Here is a 17,850-nt window from a genome sequence, read left to right on the forward strand (position 1 = left end):
AATTATCTAGCTGAATAACTTTCTACTTATTTTTCTAATTAAGCTTTCTAATTCACTCATCAAGCAACTTTAGTTAATACTAGTTAAAGTTGCTTGAATACAGCTAATTCAGATACTTATTGTTACAGCTAATATAGTTTCTATCGACCTAAAGTATCTTTGAAATGTTGGTAATTAAACTCGTTTAACAGATCGATACGACCATCAACTCTTTGAAAATAAATACTTGGCATTTTTAAACCATTAAACCAGTTTAGTTTGACCATGGTATAACCCGCACTGTCTTCAATATGTAGCTTTTGACCTATTTTTAAGGGTTGTTCAAACTGTGTTTCACAAAACTGATCACCCGCCAAACAAGAGCATGAACCAATCACATAATTGTATGTAGCACCTTGTGTTGCTTCTTTAATCGACGCAGGTTCGTTATAAATTAGTGTATCTAAACGATGCGCTTCGGTAGCACTATCAACGATGGCAGTTTTCTTGTCATTTTCAACAATATCAATCACACTCACCACTAAATCTGCAGTACGCGTAATAATGGCTTCACCTGGTTCAAGATAAACTTGTAAATCATGTTTTTTAGCGAAGTTTTTTAGCGCTAATCCTAGTTTTTCAATGGGGTAACCCGGGTAAGTAAAGAATATACCGCCGCCTAAACTAAGCCATGAAAGCTTATCTAAGTAAGTTGAAAATGTGCTTGAGATATGGTCAAGGACAGCAATAAAGGCATCAGCATCTTTATTTTCGCAGTTCATATGAAACATAAACCCATCAACTTTATCGAGTACATCTACACTTAAAAGCTGTTGTTTAACACCCAGACGAGAATAAGGGCGTGCTGGGTTGGCTAAATCTTGTCCTGCAACACTCATTTCGGGGTTGATACGTAAACCAAGCGATGCATTGTCTTTACAAGCTGTGTAATGCGCTTCAAGTTGTGATAACGAATTAAAAATGATCTTATCTGCAAGGGGTTTAACAGCTTCTATATCTGCAGCTGAATAACCCACGCTGTAGGCGTGCGTTTCACCACCAAAGGTTTCATGGCCTAACTTTACTTCGTAGGGGCCAGAACTAGTTGTTCCGTCTAAATAAGGTTTAATAGTATCGAAGGTACCCCAAGTAGAAAAACATTTTAAAGCCAGTACTAATTTAGCGCCTGATATTTCTTTCAACTGCTTCGCTTTTTCTAGGTTATTGATCAAAGCTTGTTCATTGATCATAAAGTAGGGCGTATTGAGGTGTTGCTGTTGTAACGACATGACGCTTTCTCGACGGGTAAGGTATTTAAAAAAACAAAGGCGAAGTTTGAACTTCGCCTTGATAGATAAGTTAGTAACTGCAGCCTATTTGACCTCAAGCTCCATTACTTCCCAACTCAAACCAATTTTAGGCATTAATTCTAAGAAATGATCTGGGTTTAGTTGTTCAACGTTGTATAGGCCTTTATCGCTCCATTTACCTTGGAAATAAAGTAAAGCGGCTGTGATAGCTGGCACACCAGTAGTGTACGAGATAGCTTGGTGTTCTACTTCATTGTACGACTCTTTATGGTCACAAATGTTGTAAATAAAGACACTTTTAGCTACGCCATCTTTTTTACCGCGTAACCAAGTACCAATACAGGTTTTACCTGTGTAGCCAGGTGCTAGTGAGGTTGGGTCTGGTAATATTGCTTTTAATACTTTGAGCGGTTCAACAGTAATACCATCACAGGTTGTAACAGGTTTTGTATCTAATAAGCCGATAGTACGCATTACGTTGAAGAAGTTTAAGTAGCTGTCTGAAAAGCCCATCCAAAACTCAATACGTTTTGCTGGAATGAACTCTGCCATTGAACGTACTTCATCATGTGCCATAGAATAAACTTTTTGTTTACCGACAACTGGGAAATCAAATTCCATCATACGGCTATGGCAAGGAACTTGGTTCCATTCTCCATTTTCGTAGTAGAAAGAGTCACCTTGAATTTCTAACATATTTGTTTCAGGGTCAAAATTAGTTGCAAATTTTTGGCCATGGTCGCCTGCATTAACATCCATAACATCTATGCTATCGATTTCATCGAATAGGTGTTTATGAGCGTAAGTTGCAAATACACTTACTACACCTGGATCAAACCCAGCACCTAAAATACCTGTAATACCAGCTTCTTTGAAACGATCGGCAAAAGCCCATTGTGGATCGTATGCTTCAGGCACTTGTTGACCTGGGCTACAAAGATCAGTCGCAACAGACGTATCTAGATAAGCCGTTTTAGTCTGTACACATGCTTCCATGATAGCCACGTTCACCCATGGAGGACCTGCATTGATCACTAGATCGGGTTGTACTTGATTAATCAAAGCAATCAAGGCTGAAATATCGTCTGCATCAATCGCTACCGCGTTGATAGTTTTGTTGCTGTCTTTAAGATTATTACGACCTTTGATTGAGGTAATAATCTTTTCGCATTTAGAAATAGTGCGAGAGGCAATAGTAATATCGCCGAATACATCATTATTCTGTGCGCATTTGTGTGCTATCACCCATCCTACGCCACCGGCGCCAATTTGTAGTACAGACATTTTTTTAGTCCCTATTCATTAAATTTTTATTGCTTAGCTAACTACTACTTAACCTTAAGTTAGTGTTAGTAATCTCATGTGTGCTCTGTACTGCTTAATTAACAGTTAGCTAGTTTGTTGTTAACACAACTAACAAGCTAACTTTATTGTTAACCGTATGTAATTAGAACGGATTAACTACTTTTCTATTAACCTATTTACTTATTTTTTCTATCTATATATTCATTTCTTGATAATCGCTTGAGCTGCGTTTTCTATTTTTACGATTAAGGTATCAAAATCATGCAAGGTTAAACAAGGGTTTAACAGTGTGAATTTTAACGCTAATTGCCCATTAACTTTTGTTTCAGCAATCACTGCTTCACCACTTGTTAATAGTTTCAAACGCAATTTTTGATGTACTTGATCAAATTCCAGATCAGTTAACTCACCCTGTATAACTGGCGATAAACGGAACAACACGGTTGATAATAGTGGTGTACAACATAATTCAAAGTGCTTATTTTGATCAATTTTTACTGCAACTTGCTGTGTTAAGTCTAATAAATAATCGTAAAACTCTCCGAGCTGTGTTGCTCCGACAGCCTTGAGCGTCATAAATAGCTTTAATGCATCAAAACGCTTTGTCGTTGCAATGCTTTTATCAACCAAATTAGGTAACTCATCACCTTCACGATTTAGATAATCTGCATGGTGCAACAAAGTATTAAAGTTAGCTTTATCTTTAATAAGCAGGGCACCACAACTGATTGTTTGGTAAAATAGTTTATGAAAGTCTACGCTGACAGAGTCGGCAGATTCAATACCTTTCAAACGAGATTTATGTACTTCGCTAAGTTGTAGCGCTGCACCATAAGCACCATCGACATGCGACCAACAACCTGCTGCACGAGCAATTTCAACCACCGTTTGTAAATCATCAATTGCACCATGATCCGTCGTACCCGCCATTGCTACGACAGCAAAAGGTAATAAATCCTGTGCTTTTAATGCATCAATGGTTAGTTGTAATTCATTAACATCGATTTGGCCTTGCACATTGGTTTTAACTAACACCACACTGCGTTCGCCCAATCCCATTAATGATGCAGACTTTTGTACAGTAAAATGGCTTTTATCTGAACAAATGATACGCATTTTTTGTGCGTAATCAGGTAAACCATCCTGCTGAACATCATGTTTTGATTGCTGATATGCAAACCAATCACGAGCCAGTAATAAACCCATTAAATTGCTTTGCGTGCCACCACTAGTGAATACACCATCAGCGCGTTCACCTAATTGGTAAGTTTTACACAACCAATCAACCATTTGCTGTTCAACAAAAGTAGCTGCGGGAGCTTGATCCCATGAGTCCATTGATTGATTTAATGCGGCAATAAAATGCTCTGCCACAATTGATGCAATCAACGGTGGAGTATGCAAATGTGCAATCGTATGAGGATGTTGCACTAATAGAGAATTTTTAGCGATCAATTCATTGGTGGTTGCTATTACTTCTTGCAAAGGAGCTGCTTGCGAAAAATCCACCGCATTAATCTGCTGTTTTAATAACGTAGGTTCGACACCTGAATATGCATTTAGTGAATGCTTAAACAAGGCATTGATTGCATCTTGTGTTTGCTGGGTCGCTTGCTCAAAAGCTTGGTTTTCACCAAGCTGAGCGAAATAATTTGACCAGTTATTAGCTTGGGTCATTATTGTGCTTCCACCGCAATTTTGATTGCTTTTGCCATTGTCGTTGCAACAAATTCTATTTGCGTTTCACTAATGATAAGTGGTGGCAAGAAACGTAATACCGCTCCACGACGGCCACCTTTTTCAATGATCAAACCTAACTCTAATGCTGCGCGTTGAATCGCAATTGCTAATGCTGGATCTGCTTCGGCTTGACCCAAGCTATTTAATACACCCGGTTTAACTATTTCAATACCATTCATCAAACCACGTCCACGTACTTCACCAATTTGTGGAAAGTCAGCTTGAATTGCACGTAATGCTGCACGAAGTTGTTCACCACGTTGCAATGCATTGTGAGCTAGGTTATCACGTTGGATAATTTCTAATGTTTTTGCACCACTAGCCATCGCAAGTTGGTTGCCTCGGAAAGTACCTGTGTGCTCGCCTGCATTCCAACAGTCAAATTTTTCATTAAATAAAATGATCGACATTGGCATACCGCCGCCAATGGCTTTAGACAAGATAAGTACATCAGGTTCAATACCTGATTCTTCAAACGCAAAGTGGTCACCACTGCGGCCAATACCACATTGAATTTCGTCAAAAATCAATAAAATGCCATGTTCAGTTGCAATACGACGCAATTCTTGTAGCCATTTTTTGGGAGCGGGTAATACGCCACCTTCACCCTGAATTGGTTCAACGATGATGGCAGCAGGTTTAGTGATACCTGATTCATCATCACATAAGACAGATTCAAGATAACGAATGCTTTGCGCAGCGCCTTCCTCACCACCTAAACCAAATTTACAACGGAAGTTGTATGGGAAAGGCATAAAATGTACGTCTGACATTAATCCAGTGCGACGACTTTTAGAGCTTAAGTTACCCGTTAAAGATAAAGAACCATTAGTCATACCATGGTAAGCACCGTGAAATGAAATCATGGTATTACGCTTGGTGTATAACTTAGCTAGTTTGATAGCGGCTTCTACTGCATCAGCGCCAGATGGTCCACAAAATTGAATACGCGCTGTTTTAGCAAAGTTAGTCGGTAGAAATTGCATCACCGCTTTGATGAATGCATCTTTGCTAGGTGTTGTTAAATCCAATGTTTGGTAAGGCACACCAGCATTGATTTGGTTAATCAATACTTGGTTGATTTCACTGTGGTTGTAACCTAAGGGTAATGCACCAGCGCCCGCTAAACAGTCTAGATATATTTGTCCTTTAGTATCCTCAATAATCGCACCACGGCCACTTTTGATAGCAATAGGTAAACGTCTAGGATATGAACGAACTTCAGATTCATAATGTTCTTGGCTTAATAACATTTCATCTGGTGTTAAGTCATACGGTGTTGTAATAACAGGGACTTCTAGTTCGTTTGTTAATTTGCACTCCGGTGCTAAATTAAGGACGTTTTGCATTATACGCTCCACTAATTGGAAATAAATAAAGTACGAAAATTGGTTTATCAGCAGATAAACAGAATTGTGTAAATAAGGTATAGCAATAAATTTAATTACGAATATACGTTGCACTACAAGATTTTAAGCGTCTTAGCTCAAGGTTCTACTGTGCGTCCAGGATACTGTAATAAGTATTGATTTTGAGGTGTGAAATAACGATTCAAAGGTTCAGATGAGTCAATGTAAGTGTGTTGCATTGTTTGAGCCTCCGTGTTTGGTTAGTCGTTATAATAAAATAGGTTGAGTGTTAAAACGCGCGCATTTTATCATCCATTTTTGCTATAGCAAGGGTAAAAACTAACTAAAATTAACCTTTTTTATTAACATACTGATTAATAATTATATTTTTTATATAAAGTGTAAAAAATAAACACTTTAAACGCACTCGAGGTTTCCTATCTTTAACACTACCCAATGTTGGGTTATTTGGGTATTCTTCGCACATAAATAGTAATAAAGTGGGGGTAATAGTGAGTAACATAAAACAGATATTAGTCGTTGATGATGATCAAGATATTAGAGAATTATTAGCACAGTACCTTTCGAAAAATAGCTTTGATGTGATCACCGCTGCGGAAGGCATTGAAATGGATTCGTTATTAACACAACATATACCAGACTTAATTATTTTAGATATTATGTTACCAGGTGATGATGGATTTACGCTGTGTCAACGCATCCGTCAGCATTCGAATGTACCGATTATAATGCTCACTGCAAACTCCGATGAAATGGATAGAGTATTAGGTTTAGAAATCGGTGCAGATGATTATATTGCCAAGCCTTTTAGTCCTCGTGAATTGTTAGCACGTATTAAAGCGCTATTAAGACGCACTCATTTTTCTCAACAACAAAATAATGAGCAAAAAAATCAAGAAAGTAAGCGTTTCTATTCTTTTGCTCATTGGCAATTAGATACACAACAGCAAGTGCTAATAGATGACCATCAAAATGTATTCACATTAACTGGGGCGGACTTTCAATTGTTAATGTTATTTATTCACAGTAACAATCAGCCTATTTCTAGAGACCAAATCTGCCAAGCATTACATGGTCGAGATGCCTTTGCTAATGAGCGTGGTATTGATGTCCATGTCAGTCGTTTACGACATTTTTTAGGTGATGATGCCAAAGCACCGAATATAATTAAAACCGTGCGTGGTAAAGGTTATCTATTTATTGCACCGCTCAAAAGTGCTGATTAATGTCGATGTTTAAATTGTTTTTTCGCTCACTTATATCGCGCATGTTATTACTGACGATTTGCTCTGTTGTCGCAGGGCAAGCTATTAGCAGCTTTTTTTGGGTTCACCAATTCTCAGAGAGTGAAAAAAAATCGGTGATTGCTAATGCTCAACATCTCGCTGAAAGTGCGCTAAGTACCGTCGTATTTTTTAATGATTTACCCCTTAAATATCGTCATCTTGTGCTCGAGCAATTGCGGGGCATGGGAGGGAGTCGTTTTTTTGTTTCTCTGAACAGTGAAAAAATAGATATTAATCCTATTCAAGACAGCAAATTAAAAAGGCAAGTCATTGCAACCGTTAGTGAAGTATTAACAACGGGTATCGCTGGTGATAAGAATTTGGAAATTGAATTCTCGTCTCCAGATGATTTACACGTATTAAAGAATGATATTCTATTAAAGGATCTGCCTCCGTCATGGGGCGCTTATTCGCTCATTATTCCTACTGCTGAGCCTCCTATATTGGTGTTGCAAATAGAAGTAGAAAGTAATGAGTGGCTATATCTTGCCGCTATTTTACCTCCTCCTTATTTACTTTCGGATAATCAGTTGATCTCAGCGCAACAGATTTTGACCCTGTTCTTTACAACATTATTATTATTGTTATTTATCTATTTATTATTTAGGCAACAAACTAAACCCTTACAGAAATTAGCGAAGGCTGTCTCTGTAATGAGTATTGACCTAGACCAAGCGCCACTTAAGGAACACGGGGCCACCGAAATCGTTGATGCAACACGTGCTTTTAATCGTATGCAACAAAAGTTACAACGTTACATACAAGATCGCGAGTTGTTATTTCGCTCTATTTCACATGATTTAAAAACGCCCATTACTCGTTTGCGATTGCGTGCCGAATTATTAGATGATGAGCAACAAACAGAGCGCTTTAACCATGATTTAGACGATTTAGAGATACTGGTAAAAGGCGCGATACAAAGCGTTCAAGACACAGATATTCATGAAAATATTCAGTATGTTGATGTGCTTAAGTTATTATTACAAATTAGTGAAAATCGTAGTGAAAAAATCGTGATCCAACCGGCTAGTATTTCTCCTTATCAAGGCAAACCTTTAGCGTTAAAACGTTGCTTATCTAACTTAATTGAAAATGGCGTTAAATATGGCGGCAAGGTTAATGTGCAAGTGATTGACAGTGATGAAAAATTAGAAATTATTATTCAAGATAATGGGCCTGGTATTCCAGAGCATGAACTAAAAACCATCTTTCAACCCTATAAGCGCTTGCATAATGATGACCAAGGACATGGACTTGGACTGGGTATTGCGCGTAATATTATTCATGCTCATAATGGTGATTTACATCTGATCAATCGTGAGCAGGGCGGGTTGGAAGTTGTGATTATCTTCCCGCGCAATTACAAAAAATAAATTGAATGGTCATCTGACCCTAACTTAAAACGCTGGGTGAAAATAGCAATTGCGATTAATGAGACAAATGAAACTGAAAAAAATACTGCCGTTAATTCCTCTATTGTTGAGTATGCCAAGCAATGCAAACTCTTTGGAGGTATTGCACTGGTGGACTGCTCCCGGTGAGTTTGAAGCACAAAAGGTGCTGAAGCAGGCATTAGCAAAACAAGGCATAAGCTGGCAAGACTTTGCGATTGTAGGGTCTGGCGGCGGCAGTGCGATGCGAGTATTACAAATGCGTGCATTATCCGGTAATCCACCCGATGCAGCGCAAATCAAAGGTCCTGACATTGCTGAATGGTCAAAAATAGGCATGTTAAAAGAAGTTGATAATATTTTAAATAACAAATTATGGGACAAAAATATTCCAGATGTGGTGAAGCAAACTATCACCTATCAAGGCCACTATATGGCATTGCCACTGAATATTCATCGCGTCAATTGGTTGTGGTTAAATAAGGCTATTTTTGATCAACTTAAGCTCTCTCCCCCTACTACATGGGATGAGTTCTTTAGTATTGCAGATAAAATCCAAGCGGCAGGTTATATTGCACTGTCTCACGGCGGTACAAGTTGGGAGGATAATTTATTATTCGAATCGGTTGCGTTGTCGATCTTAGGGGCTGAAAAATACAAACGTGCTTTTGTAGAGTTTGATGAATCGATTCTTATTTCCTCTGACATGATCGACGCGTTTAGATTGTTTAAACGGTTACATCAATATGTCGATAAAGGTATGGTCGGTAAAAATTGGGAAATTGCCAGTCAAATGCTTACCGATAAAAAAGCTGGCATGTTATTCATGGGTGATTGGGCAAAAGGCTTATGGCACACTTCTGGTAAAGTGGCTAATGAGGATTACTTGTGTGTGGATGTCCCTGAAAGCAAAAACTTGTTTAGTTACAATATTGACAGCTTTGTTTTCTTTAAAAAGCAACATCAAAATGGTGATAATTTAAATACGGAAATATTAGCAAATACACTTCTCTCAGAGCAATTACAGCGTGATTTTAATATTGATAAAGGTTCTATTCCAGTGCGAACGGATATTGATATTAGTGATTTTGATGCCTGTAGCCATAAATCATACAGTGACTTTAAACAGTCCGCTTTAGTCCCTTCTTTTTCTCAAAATATTGCCACAAGCAGCTTTTTACAAAGTGAAATGAGGAAAGTGATCAGTACTTATTTTAAGAGTGACAATCTCAGCGCAGAACAAGTAACTAAACAATTAGCGTTAGCCATTAGAGCCGTTAATAAAAAGTAAGATAGACTTATTAAGCTCGTGACTGTTCAATATGGAAAAACAAGTTAGTCGAGAGACGAACAGATTCAAGCATCAAGTTGAACATATAACGGGCTAAATCGAGTTTTCATTCCTATCTATAACAAAAACTATAACAAAAATCTATAACAGCCTATAGCTACCAATAACACTAACCAATAACAAAGCTAAGGTTCATTTTAACAAGCATAAATGACTAGCTATTTGCTTTGCTTAAATTGTTATTTGGCATTGTCTAAATGTCCGAGCTAGGCCTTGAATAATGCATATGAGTAGTAACTGAAATAGATATAAGCCATAGAGGACACAAAGAGATAAAATCCATAAATAAAACCAATAGACAAAAAAATAGGCATCTCGAAGATGCCTATTTTATATTGGGTAGAAACTTGTGCCTTAAGGTTATTTACCTAAGTAAGCTTCCATATCTGTTTTTAAGTTATCTGATTTAGTACCAAAGATAGCTTGTACACCATTACCAGAAACGACCACTCCAGCAGCACCTAGTTTTTTAAGACCAGCTTGGTCAACAAGAGCAATATCAGCAACACTAATACGTAAACGTGTGATACATGCATCTAAGTTAACGATGTTTGCTTTACCGCCAAATGCAGTAACTAATGCAGAAGACATTTCTTCATTGTTTAATTTAGCCGTTGTAGCTTGTTCTTCATCTTCACGACCAGGTGTTTTTAAGTTCATTGCACGGATCACGATGCGGAATAAAGAGTAATAAATAGCAGCGTAGATAAGACCAACAACAACAAAGTAGATAAGTTTTTGTGAGTTAGCTGAAAGTACTAAGAAATCGATTAAACCATGTGAAAATGATGTACCGTGAACCATACCTAACAGGTTAGTTACAACAAATGCTGAACCAGCTAGTAATGCATGAATTGCGTATAATACGGGTGCAACAAACATGAATGAGAATTCGATTGGTTCAGTAATACCTGTTAAGAATGATGTTAACGCAGCGGATACCATGATACCCATTACTTTTGCACGATTTTCTGGTTTTGCAGAGTGTGCAATAGCAATCGCAGCGGCTGGTAAACCAAACATTTTAAACATGTAACCGCCAGCTAATTGACCAAAGCCATTACCAGCTGCACGTGAAGCATCATCAGCAGACAAGTAACAAGTTAAAATGCCGTTTAATTGCTCACCGTTTGAGTTAACACAAGAACCTGCTTCGAAGAAGAAAGGTACATTCCAGATATGGTGTAAACCAAATGGAATTAATGAACGCTCAACTACACCGTAGATACCAAAAGCTACCGTTGGATTTTGGTTTGCAGCCCAGTGAGAGAATGAAGCAATGCCTGCGCCAATTGGAGGCCAGATAATCGATAAAATAGCACCCATGATAATTGCCACAAAACCAGTCATAATCGGTACAGCACGTTTACCAGCAAAGAAACCTAAGTAATCAGGTAATGTGATGTTGAAAAAGCGATTATACATCGCAGCAGCAATACCACCGGCAACAATACCACCCAATACCCCTGTGTTCGCGCCTGGTGCTAATGTTTCAATAGTTTGCATCATGATGTAATAACCAACTGCAGCAGCAAGACCGGCTACACCATCATTTTTAGTAAAACCAAGTGCTACACCAATAGCAAATAGTAACGCCATGTTACCAAATACTGCGCCACCTGCTTGTTCCATCAATTGTGATACAACATCAGGTAGAATACTAAATTTAGCAGCACCTACGCCTAATAAGATACCTGCGATAGGTAACACTGATACAGGAAGCATTAAAGACTTCCCTACTTTTTGTAAATTCCCAAATATATTCATAGATTACTCCAAGGTGGTTAAGTTTTGATAAAATATCTGTAGTGATATTTGATGACGGGAGTGTAGCGATCGAAATGCAAAATAAATGTGTAAATGATCACATAAAATAAGAAGTTACGTTTACTTACATTGTAGATGGTGCTGTTGCAATATGTTACAAATTAAAATTTGAAACAGCCTTTTTTATAGTCTAGGGATATCGCAAGTTAATGATGTTTATTGCTGCAGAAAGTGTTTATAAACAAGTCATATTTGAAGAGAGTGGCTGAAAGTAATTATAGGAGAAAATTTAGGGGTTATAGGTTATAGGATTAGATAAGCCTCTAAATATTTCCCGCTTAGAGGAGGCATAGACTAAACGGGAAATTTATTTTTAAGACGCTAGATTCGTATAATTACTTTATTCCAGTAAAAATATCACAAGTCGTTAATTTTAAATGAAAAAAATTAATCACTACATGATATTTCTAGCGTGGTAATCGGTAATCGGTATTGGGTAATTGATAATTGCTAAGTTAGCCTCTTACTACCATTACACGGAACTTTCTGCCTTTTAGTTTTCCTTCGCTCAGTTTTTTAAATGCAACCTTTAGTAATGCTCGGTTGACTGCAACATAAGACCAGTTATCGGCAACGTAAATTTTACCAACTTGTTGTCCGGTAATACCATCTTGGCCAGTTAATGCACCCACGATATCACCTGGGCGAATTTTTTGTTTTTTCCCACCTTCAATACGAATTGTGATCATCTCTGATGGTGGTGGTGTTACTTCAAGTAAAGAGGCATCGGGTAGCGGGCTAGCACTGATATTACGGTCTAGAATATCTTCTAATAACTTAATACGGTAATCATCTTTATTGCTAAAGAAAGTAAAGGCTAATCCTTTGCTACCCGCACGACCCGTGCGACCAATACGGTGAACATGTACTTCTTGGTCATGAGCAACATGGAAGTTGAATACCGCACTTAAATTGTCAATATCCAAACCACGAGCAGCAACATCGGTTGCGACTAAAATGCGTGCACTTTTATTGGCAAAGCGTATTAATGCTTGGTCGCGATCTTTCTGCTCTAAATCACCATGTAATGCAATGGCACTATAGCCTCGGTTAGCGAGTTCTTCAGCAACTTCAGTCACTTCTCGTTTTGTATTACAAAACACAACAGTAGATTCAGGTTGGTGACGATTTAATAACAAACGTAACGCGATCATCCTTTCTTGGTTATTTTGTACCGAATAAAATGTTTGCTCGATGATGTTATTATCGTGTGTGGTTGCAACAGTTACTTGCTTTGGTGCATTCATAATACGCTGTGCAATTTTTTGTATCTGCTCAGGGTAAGTGGCACTAAATAGGAGTGTTTGGCGTTGTTTCGGGCTGTGCTCTATGATGCTATCAATGGCGTCTTGAAAGCCCATTTCTAACATTCTGTCCGCTTCATCAAGAACTAATACGCTAACATGCTCAAGGTTTAAAGAACCTCTGCTTAAATGATCTTGAAGTCGGCCAGGCGTACCTACGATAATATGAGCCCCGTGCTCTAAAGAAGCTGCCTGTGGGCTCAGTGGCGTACCACCACAGAGTGTCATTACTTTGATGTTATGGATTGACCTTGCTAGTTTTCTAATATCCGTCGCTACTTGATCTGCTAATTCACGAGTAGGACATACAACTAATGACTGGATCCTAAATTGTTTTACGTTTAAACGGTGTAAAATACCCAACGTAAACGCAGCTGTTTTACCTGAGCCCGTTTTACCCTGCGCAATCACATCTTCTCCATTTAGAATTAATGGTAAAGATTGAGCCTGTATTTCAGTCATCTTTAGGTAGTTTAAAGAGTCTAAATTGCTTAATAGGCTGTTTGATAGTGGCAAGGATGCAAAAGAGGTTTCACTCACGATAATAATTTCCTGATAGGGTAATGATAATGATCGCTACCATAACAGTTTGTCTGCTTAGTCACAAAATAATGTTGTAAAAATAAGCCGCTAAAATGCCACAATAACCAGTAAACGTCTCTATAAAACTTCTAAAGGTTGTAAAAGTTTTAAAGAACATTGTTTTCAAAAATAGTTTAAAAAAACTCAGCAAATTGGTTATTGATAGCAATAATGGTCATTGTGGTCGTTGAAAATAAAATAAACGCTGTTTATAACAGGCGAGTAACAACAATAAAAATAGACTCAAGTATTGTAAACTACCTCCGCCGCCTGAGCTTTTTGAAACAGAAGCATTAGTAAAAACTAAAGTAGGTGCGGTGATATCATTACTACCCACTTCACCTGGTTTTTGAAAACGGATATTGTGGATAAATGCTTTATCAGACCCACTGTTAATACTACTATCTTTTGAGTATTGCCAAGTAACAAGGTTGGTTGTGCCTGATAATGAGTAGGTTTTTGATGAAAATTGTTGATCGCCCGAAATCCTATCCATTTCAACGCCGTTAATCAGTAACGTTAATGTATCGTAGCCATCTTCGGAATTGACTGCCCAATCAAAATGTAAACTTCCTTGCCCTGATATAATAGCGACAAATTGAGTTTGTTGATTCGCGTTGATAGCGGGTGAGCTTAAATAGTTAACATCATTGACAACTAACCAAGGTGACGAGTTTGATTGATACCACCTAATTTGATTATTATTAGGCAGTGATACCGCATCTGCACTGACTTTATGCATGGCGATTGCTGTTAATAATATAGGCGGATTAGTGATTGTACTAACACCTGTTTCAATCTCAATATTGGCTGAATCTTCACTATTATAGGAGCCGCTATTAGGGCTATAGGTTAAGTTTAATGTGCAGGTTGCTTGCGTCGCTAAATTGTCACAATTGTTACTTTCTAATTCAAACAGAGTGTCATTTGTAAGAGAGAATATAGGAGAAAACGATTGTTCTGACTGGTTTTGTATCAATATTTCAAAGGTATTACTTTCATCAATATCTGCCACAAAATAGTGGGTATCTGTGAGTGCTGTAATGCCTGTGATGTTAGACTCTATCCAATCTTGATAGTTAGATACTTTAGTATAAACACCCGCCGTCTGAGGTTGAGCGCATCCTTGACCAAAACTGACAATACCAATTTGTTGAACAGTTTCGGTGGCCGATTCAACTAATAACGGTCCGCCACTATCACCTTGGCAAGAATCTAAACCACCATTGTTCACATCACCCGCACAGATCATGTTATCTGTAATGTTTGGCATGACACTACTGCAACTTTGTGAAGATAAAAGTGGCAGTGTTACCTGCCTAAGGATACTTGGGTAGCTTACGGGTATATCTTGACTCTCGCCTTTAGAGGCATAGGCAATAGTAGATCCCCATCCGATAGCAGTAGCCATAATATTATCTACACTAATAGATTGTGCTGTTTCTAAGCTAGATAAACGGCTAACGGTTTGCTGTGTTAACGTTTCAGATAGTTTTAATAAAGCGATATCATTATTAAATGTTTTTTCATTAAAAGCAGGGTGGATGATAATTTTAGTTATATTTGTGGAAGTGGTACTAGGGTTGGAAGATAAATTATATTCACCCACGGTGGCAATGATCTTACTTGCTGTTTGATCAATAACACAATGTGCAGCAGTCAGTACCCATTGTTTATCGATTAAAGTACCGGCACAAAAATGTTGTTTACTTGACTGGTATTTTAAACTAACCACCCAAGGGTAATCAGACTGTTCTGAAACCTGATCTCCACCGACGATTCGACTAGATATTTGAGACTCATCAGCCAATACATAAAATGATGGTAATAATAAAAACCAAAGGCTAAAAAGGTTATACAGTTTATATTTTTTCATTTTATCTCTGTCCACGTTAAGGCAATTAATGCATGTAAAGTGTATGTAAATTACTTCTGCATATACTTTTTCTATGACTTTATTATGAATTTTATTGGCTGAATTAAGCCTCAAAACTTAATTGTATTAATAATTATATATTTAATCTTTCTATAGGGTGGGAGCGTCATAGTGATGTGGTTGGTCACTATAAACACACACATTATGATCCTCAACCAAACCTGCTTCATCGACACATTGTTGTTGAAAAAACGCAAGGATCTCTTGACGTTGGCAATGAGCTTCAAAGGCGGCTTTATTTTCCCAAATTTCATTAAAAACCAGTGGAAAGCTGTCGCCCGAAGCAAACTCATTTTCTATTTTTCTGGTCACGAGATATTGTAAACAACCATCTTCTCTTAGTGTATTTGGCTCGAGAGATTGCAATATTTTGAATAGTGCTTCTTCTTTACCAGGTTTGGCTTTAAACATGGCGATACAATAAATTTTTTGTGACATGGATTATCCTGATTGAATTCAAATAATAAGAGTAATAAATTAAAACGATATTACTGATTAGTCCTTTAATTAACAACTTTATAGCAAGACTAATTAATAAAAAAGCACTTAGTTATTTCTTTGTGAGTGCTTTTAGGGACGTAATGCTTTTATTTCATTGGTAAATAGGGATGCAAAGGTTAAGTTGGCTTGAGGTCATGGTGACTAAGCATGTGTAGCGAATAGTGATAAGCATAAAAATACTGCAAATTAATGAAGCGTGCAGACAAGAATCCTAATTTGCAGAGATGATCCTACGGCTCTTTGGCCTGAGTATGAGCCGATGGGTTAATGGAAACTATTAATTTAGATAAATAAATATCTAATGAAATATTTGAGTTCGATTAAGCTCAGCCTTTAACCGCTTCAACAGTTAATAAGCCCACTTCCATTTTTACGATACTTACTTCAGTACCTGCAGTTAGGGGGTATTTTGCTTTAACTTGCCAATCAATCCCCGAGTAACGGTGGATGATCCTTTTCCCCACTGCTAAATCTTCTGATAAAGTAAATTGGTGACCTATCATGTCATTGTTAGCTTGATTTAACGTTACATTATTTTGCATACGTTTCATCGGTTTCCAACTGATCACCGCGACAATACTAGAGATGATGGCGATCGCTAGCAATGCGCTCAGCATTGTTTCCGATAGCATTCCTAGCAACATCAATAAACCTGTAATTATTGTACCAATGCCAATAAAAAATAGTACAAAGGTTGAGAAACCTAATACTAGTACTTCGGTTGCTAACATGATCAACCCTAGTACTATTAATATTTCTGGCAGGTGAGAAAGTAAGTAGTCCATAATTAGCCTTTATTTAAGCTATTAATAATGGTCATAGCTTGTGCAACCATTGATGCCGCATCGTTGCCACTATCAGGTAATAACACAACAGACGATTCTTTTGCGATCGCCGCTTTTGCTTCAATTGCTTTAGTCGCTAAATCGAGTTGAATCGCCTTTTGGCCTTCCTCTGTATTAGCCGCTTCACCGACCATACGTAAAGATTCTGCCTGTGCTTTTGCAACGGCAATAATTGCTTGTGCTTCACCTTGAGCTCGTAATACTTGCTCTTCTTTTTCCGCTTCAGCGTTTAAGACAACAGAACGTTTTTTACCTTCGGCAACGTTAATAGCAGCTTGACGATCACCCTCAGACTCTAAAATTTGAGCACGTTTAATACGTTCTGCTTTCATCTGTGTTTCCATTGCTTCCATTACTGTTTGCGGTGGTACGATATCTTTTATCTCATAACGTAAAACTTGTATGCCCCATGGACCAGATGCCTCATTAATAGCTGCAACTATGTTGGTATTGAGTACATCACGTTCTTCAAAGGTTTTATCTAATTCCATTTTACCTAATTCAGATCGCATGGTTGTTTGAGATAATTGCGTTACTGCAAACACATAATCATCTACGCCGTAACTGGCCTTCACCGGATCTAATACTCTGAAATACAAAACACCATCGACACTAAGAGAAATATTATCGCGTGTGATCGCACTTTGACTCGGTACATCGACAGCTTGTTCTTTTAAAGATCGATCAGCACCAATACGATCAATAAACGGAATAATAAAATTAAGTCCTGCTTCTCGAGTTGATTGGTATTTACCGAATCTTTCAATCATGTAAGCCCGATTTTGTGGAACAAAAATGATTGATGACTTTAAAATAACGATCACTAATACAAGAATGAAAATTTCAATTCTTAAAAAGTACTCAAACAAAATATCCATAGTAAATCCCATTTTTAGAAATAAATCAGTTAACAATCAATAGTCTTAAAATAGCAGGTTGCTTGGCACATTCATACTCTATTTACTTAGACATATAACATAATGGATTGTATTGCTTAGTTTAGTATTGAAGATGATCACGTTTTTAATGAAGGGGGAGGTTAAAAATTATTTAACTAGGGTATGACAAAGTAATTTATTGCTATGTAAAGCGCTGTGTAAAGTGCTATATAAATTGCGCTGTG

General features: G+C 37.6%; 11 protein-coding genes and 1 pseudogene. 3 read left to right on the forward strand and 9 right to left on the reverse strand.

The window, feature by feature from the left end; genetic code table 11:
* Nucleotides 1-140: 140 nt before the first annotated feature.
* The 3 genes and pseudogenes from nspC to MT390_RS07800 all read right to left on the reverse strand — a co-directional run bounded on the left by nspC (nt 141) and on the right by MT390_RS07800 (nt 5,683).
* Nucleotides 141-1,268: a carboxynorspermidine decarboxylase gene (nspC, locus tag MT390_RS07790; protein WP_499440500.1), complete on the reverse strand. Its 1,128-nt coding sequence runs from the start codon at nt 1,266-1,268 to the stop codon at nt 141-143.
* A gap of 84 nt (nt 1,269-1,352) precedes the next feature.
* Nucleotides 1,353-2,573, reverse strand: coding sequence for a carboxynorspermidine synthase (locus MT390_RS07795; protein ID WP_166370187.1), 1,221 nt, complete (start codon nt 2,571-2,573; stop codon nt 1,353-1,355).
* Between the two features lie 222 nt (nt 2,574-2,795).
* Nucleotides 2,796-5,683, reverse strand: a pseudogene (locus MT390_RS07800) (pyridoxal phosphate-dependent class III aminotransferase).
* A 512-nt stretch (nt 5,684-6,195) separates the two neighbouring features.
* Between MT390_RS07800 and MT390_RS07805 the strand changes: the two are divergent.
* From MT390_RS07805 to MT390_RS07815, 3 genes are all read left to right on the forward strand, one after another.
* The gene (locus MT390_RS07805) at nt 6,196-6,930 is read left to right on the forward strand and encodes a response regulator (protein WP_499440502.1); all 735 of its coding nucleotides are present in this window, start codon (nt 6,196-6,198) and stop codon (nt 6,928-6,930) included.
* Nucleotides 6,930-8,363 (forward strand): ATP-binding protein, encoded by a 1,434-nt coding sequence (locus MT390_RS07810; RefSeq protein ID WP_166370179.1) that lies wholly within the window; start codon nt 6,930-6,932, stop codon nt 8,361-8,363. Before MT390_RS07805 ends, MT390_RS07810 begins: the two co-directional genes overlap by 1 nt.
* A gap of 67 nt (nt 8,364-8,430) precedes the next feature.
* Nucleotides 8,431-9,672, forward strand: coding sequence for an ABC transporter substrate-binding protein (locus tag MT390_RS07815; protein ID WP_499440503.1), 1,242 nt, complete (start codon nt 8,431-8,433; stop codon nt 9,670-9,672).
* 420 nt (nt 9,673-10,092) lie between these two features.
* On the opposite strand, the gene ptsG is transcribed toward MT390_RS07815, so the two are convergent.
* From ptsG to MT390_RS07845, 6 genes are all read right to left on the reverse strand, one after another.
* Complete coding sequence (gene ptsG / locus MT390_RS07820) at nt 10,093-11,499, reverse strand: PTS glucose transporter subunit IIBC (RefSeq protein WP_499440504.1); 1,407 nt, start codon at nt 11,497-11,499, stop codon at nt 10,093-10,095.
* Nucleotides 11,500-12,014: 515 nt separating this feature from the next.
* Nucleotides 12,015-13,403 (reverse strand): ATP-dependent RNA helicase DbpA, encoded by a 1,389-nt coding sequence (dbpA, locus tag MT390_RS07825; RefSeq protein WP_499440505.1) that lies wholly within the window; start codon nt 13,401-13,403, stop codon nt 12,015-12,017.
* Between the two features lie 217 nt (nt 13,404-13,620).
* Nucleotides 13,621-15,321 carry a S1 family serine peptidase gene (locus MT390_RS07830; RefSeq protein WP_499440507.1) on the reverse strand — a complete coding sequence of 567 codons (1,701 nt, stop codon included), beginning with the start codon at nt 15,319-15,321 and terminating at the stop codon, nt 13,621-13,623.
* Between the two features lie 150 nt (nt 15,322-15,471).
* Complete coding sequence (locus MT390_RS07835; protein ID WP_166370173.1) at nt 15,472-15,819, reverse strand: putative quinol monooxygenase; 348 nt, start codon at nt 15,817-15,819, stop codon at nt 15,472-15,474.
* 389 nt (nt 15,820-16,208) lie between these two features.
* Nucleotides 16,209-16,667, reverse strand: a complete 459-nt coding sequence (locus MT390_RS07840) for an NfeD family protein (RefSeq protein WP_499440508.1) — start codon at nt 16,665-16,667, stop codon at nt 16,209-16,211.
* Between the two features lie 2 nt (nt 16,668-16,669).
* A complete protein-coding gene (locus MT390_RS07845; RefSeq protein ID WP_299659677.1) occupies nt 16,670-17,605 on the reverse strand; it encodes an SPFH domain-containing protein in 936 nt (311 codons plus the stop codon).
* Nucleotides 17,606-17,850 lie beyond the last annotated feature (245 nt).

Origin of the sequence: Vibrio sp. 2-Bac 85 (genome assembly GCF_037546705.1) — a bacterium.
Lineage (GTDB): Bacteria > Pseudomonadota > Gammaproteobacteria > Enterobacterales > Psychromonadaceae > Psychromonas.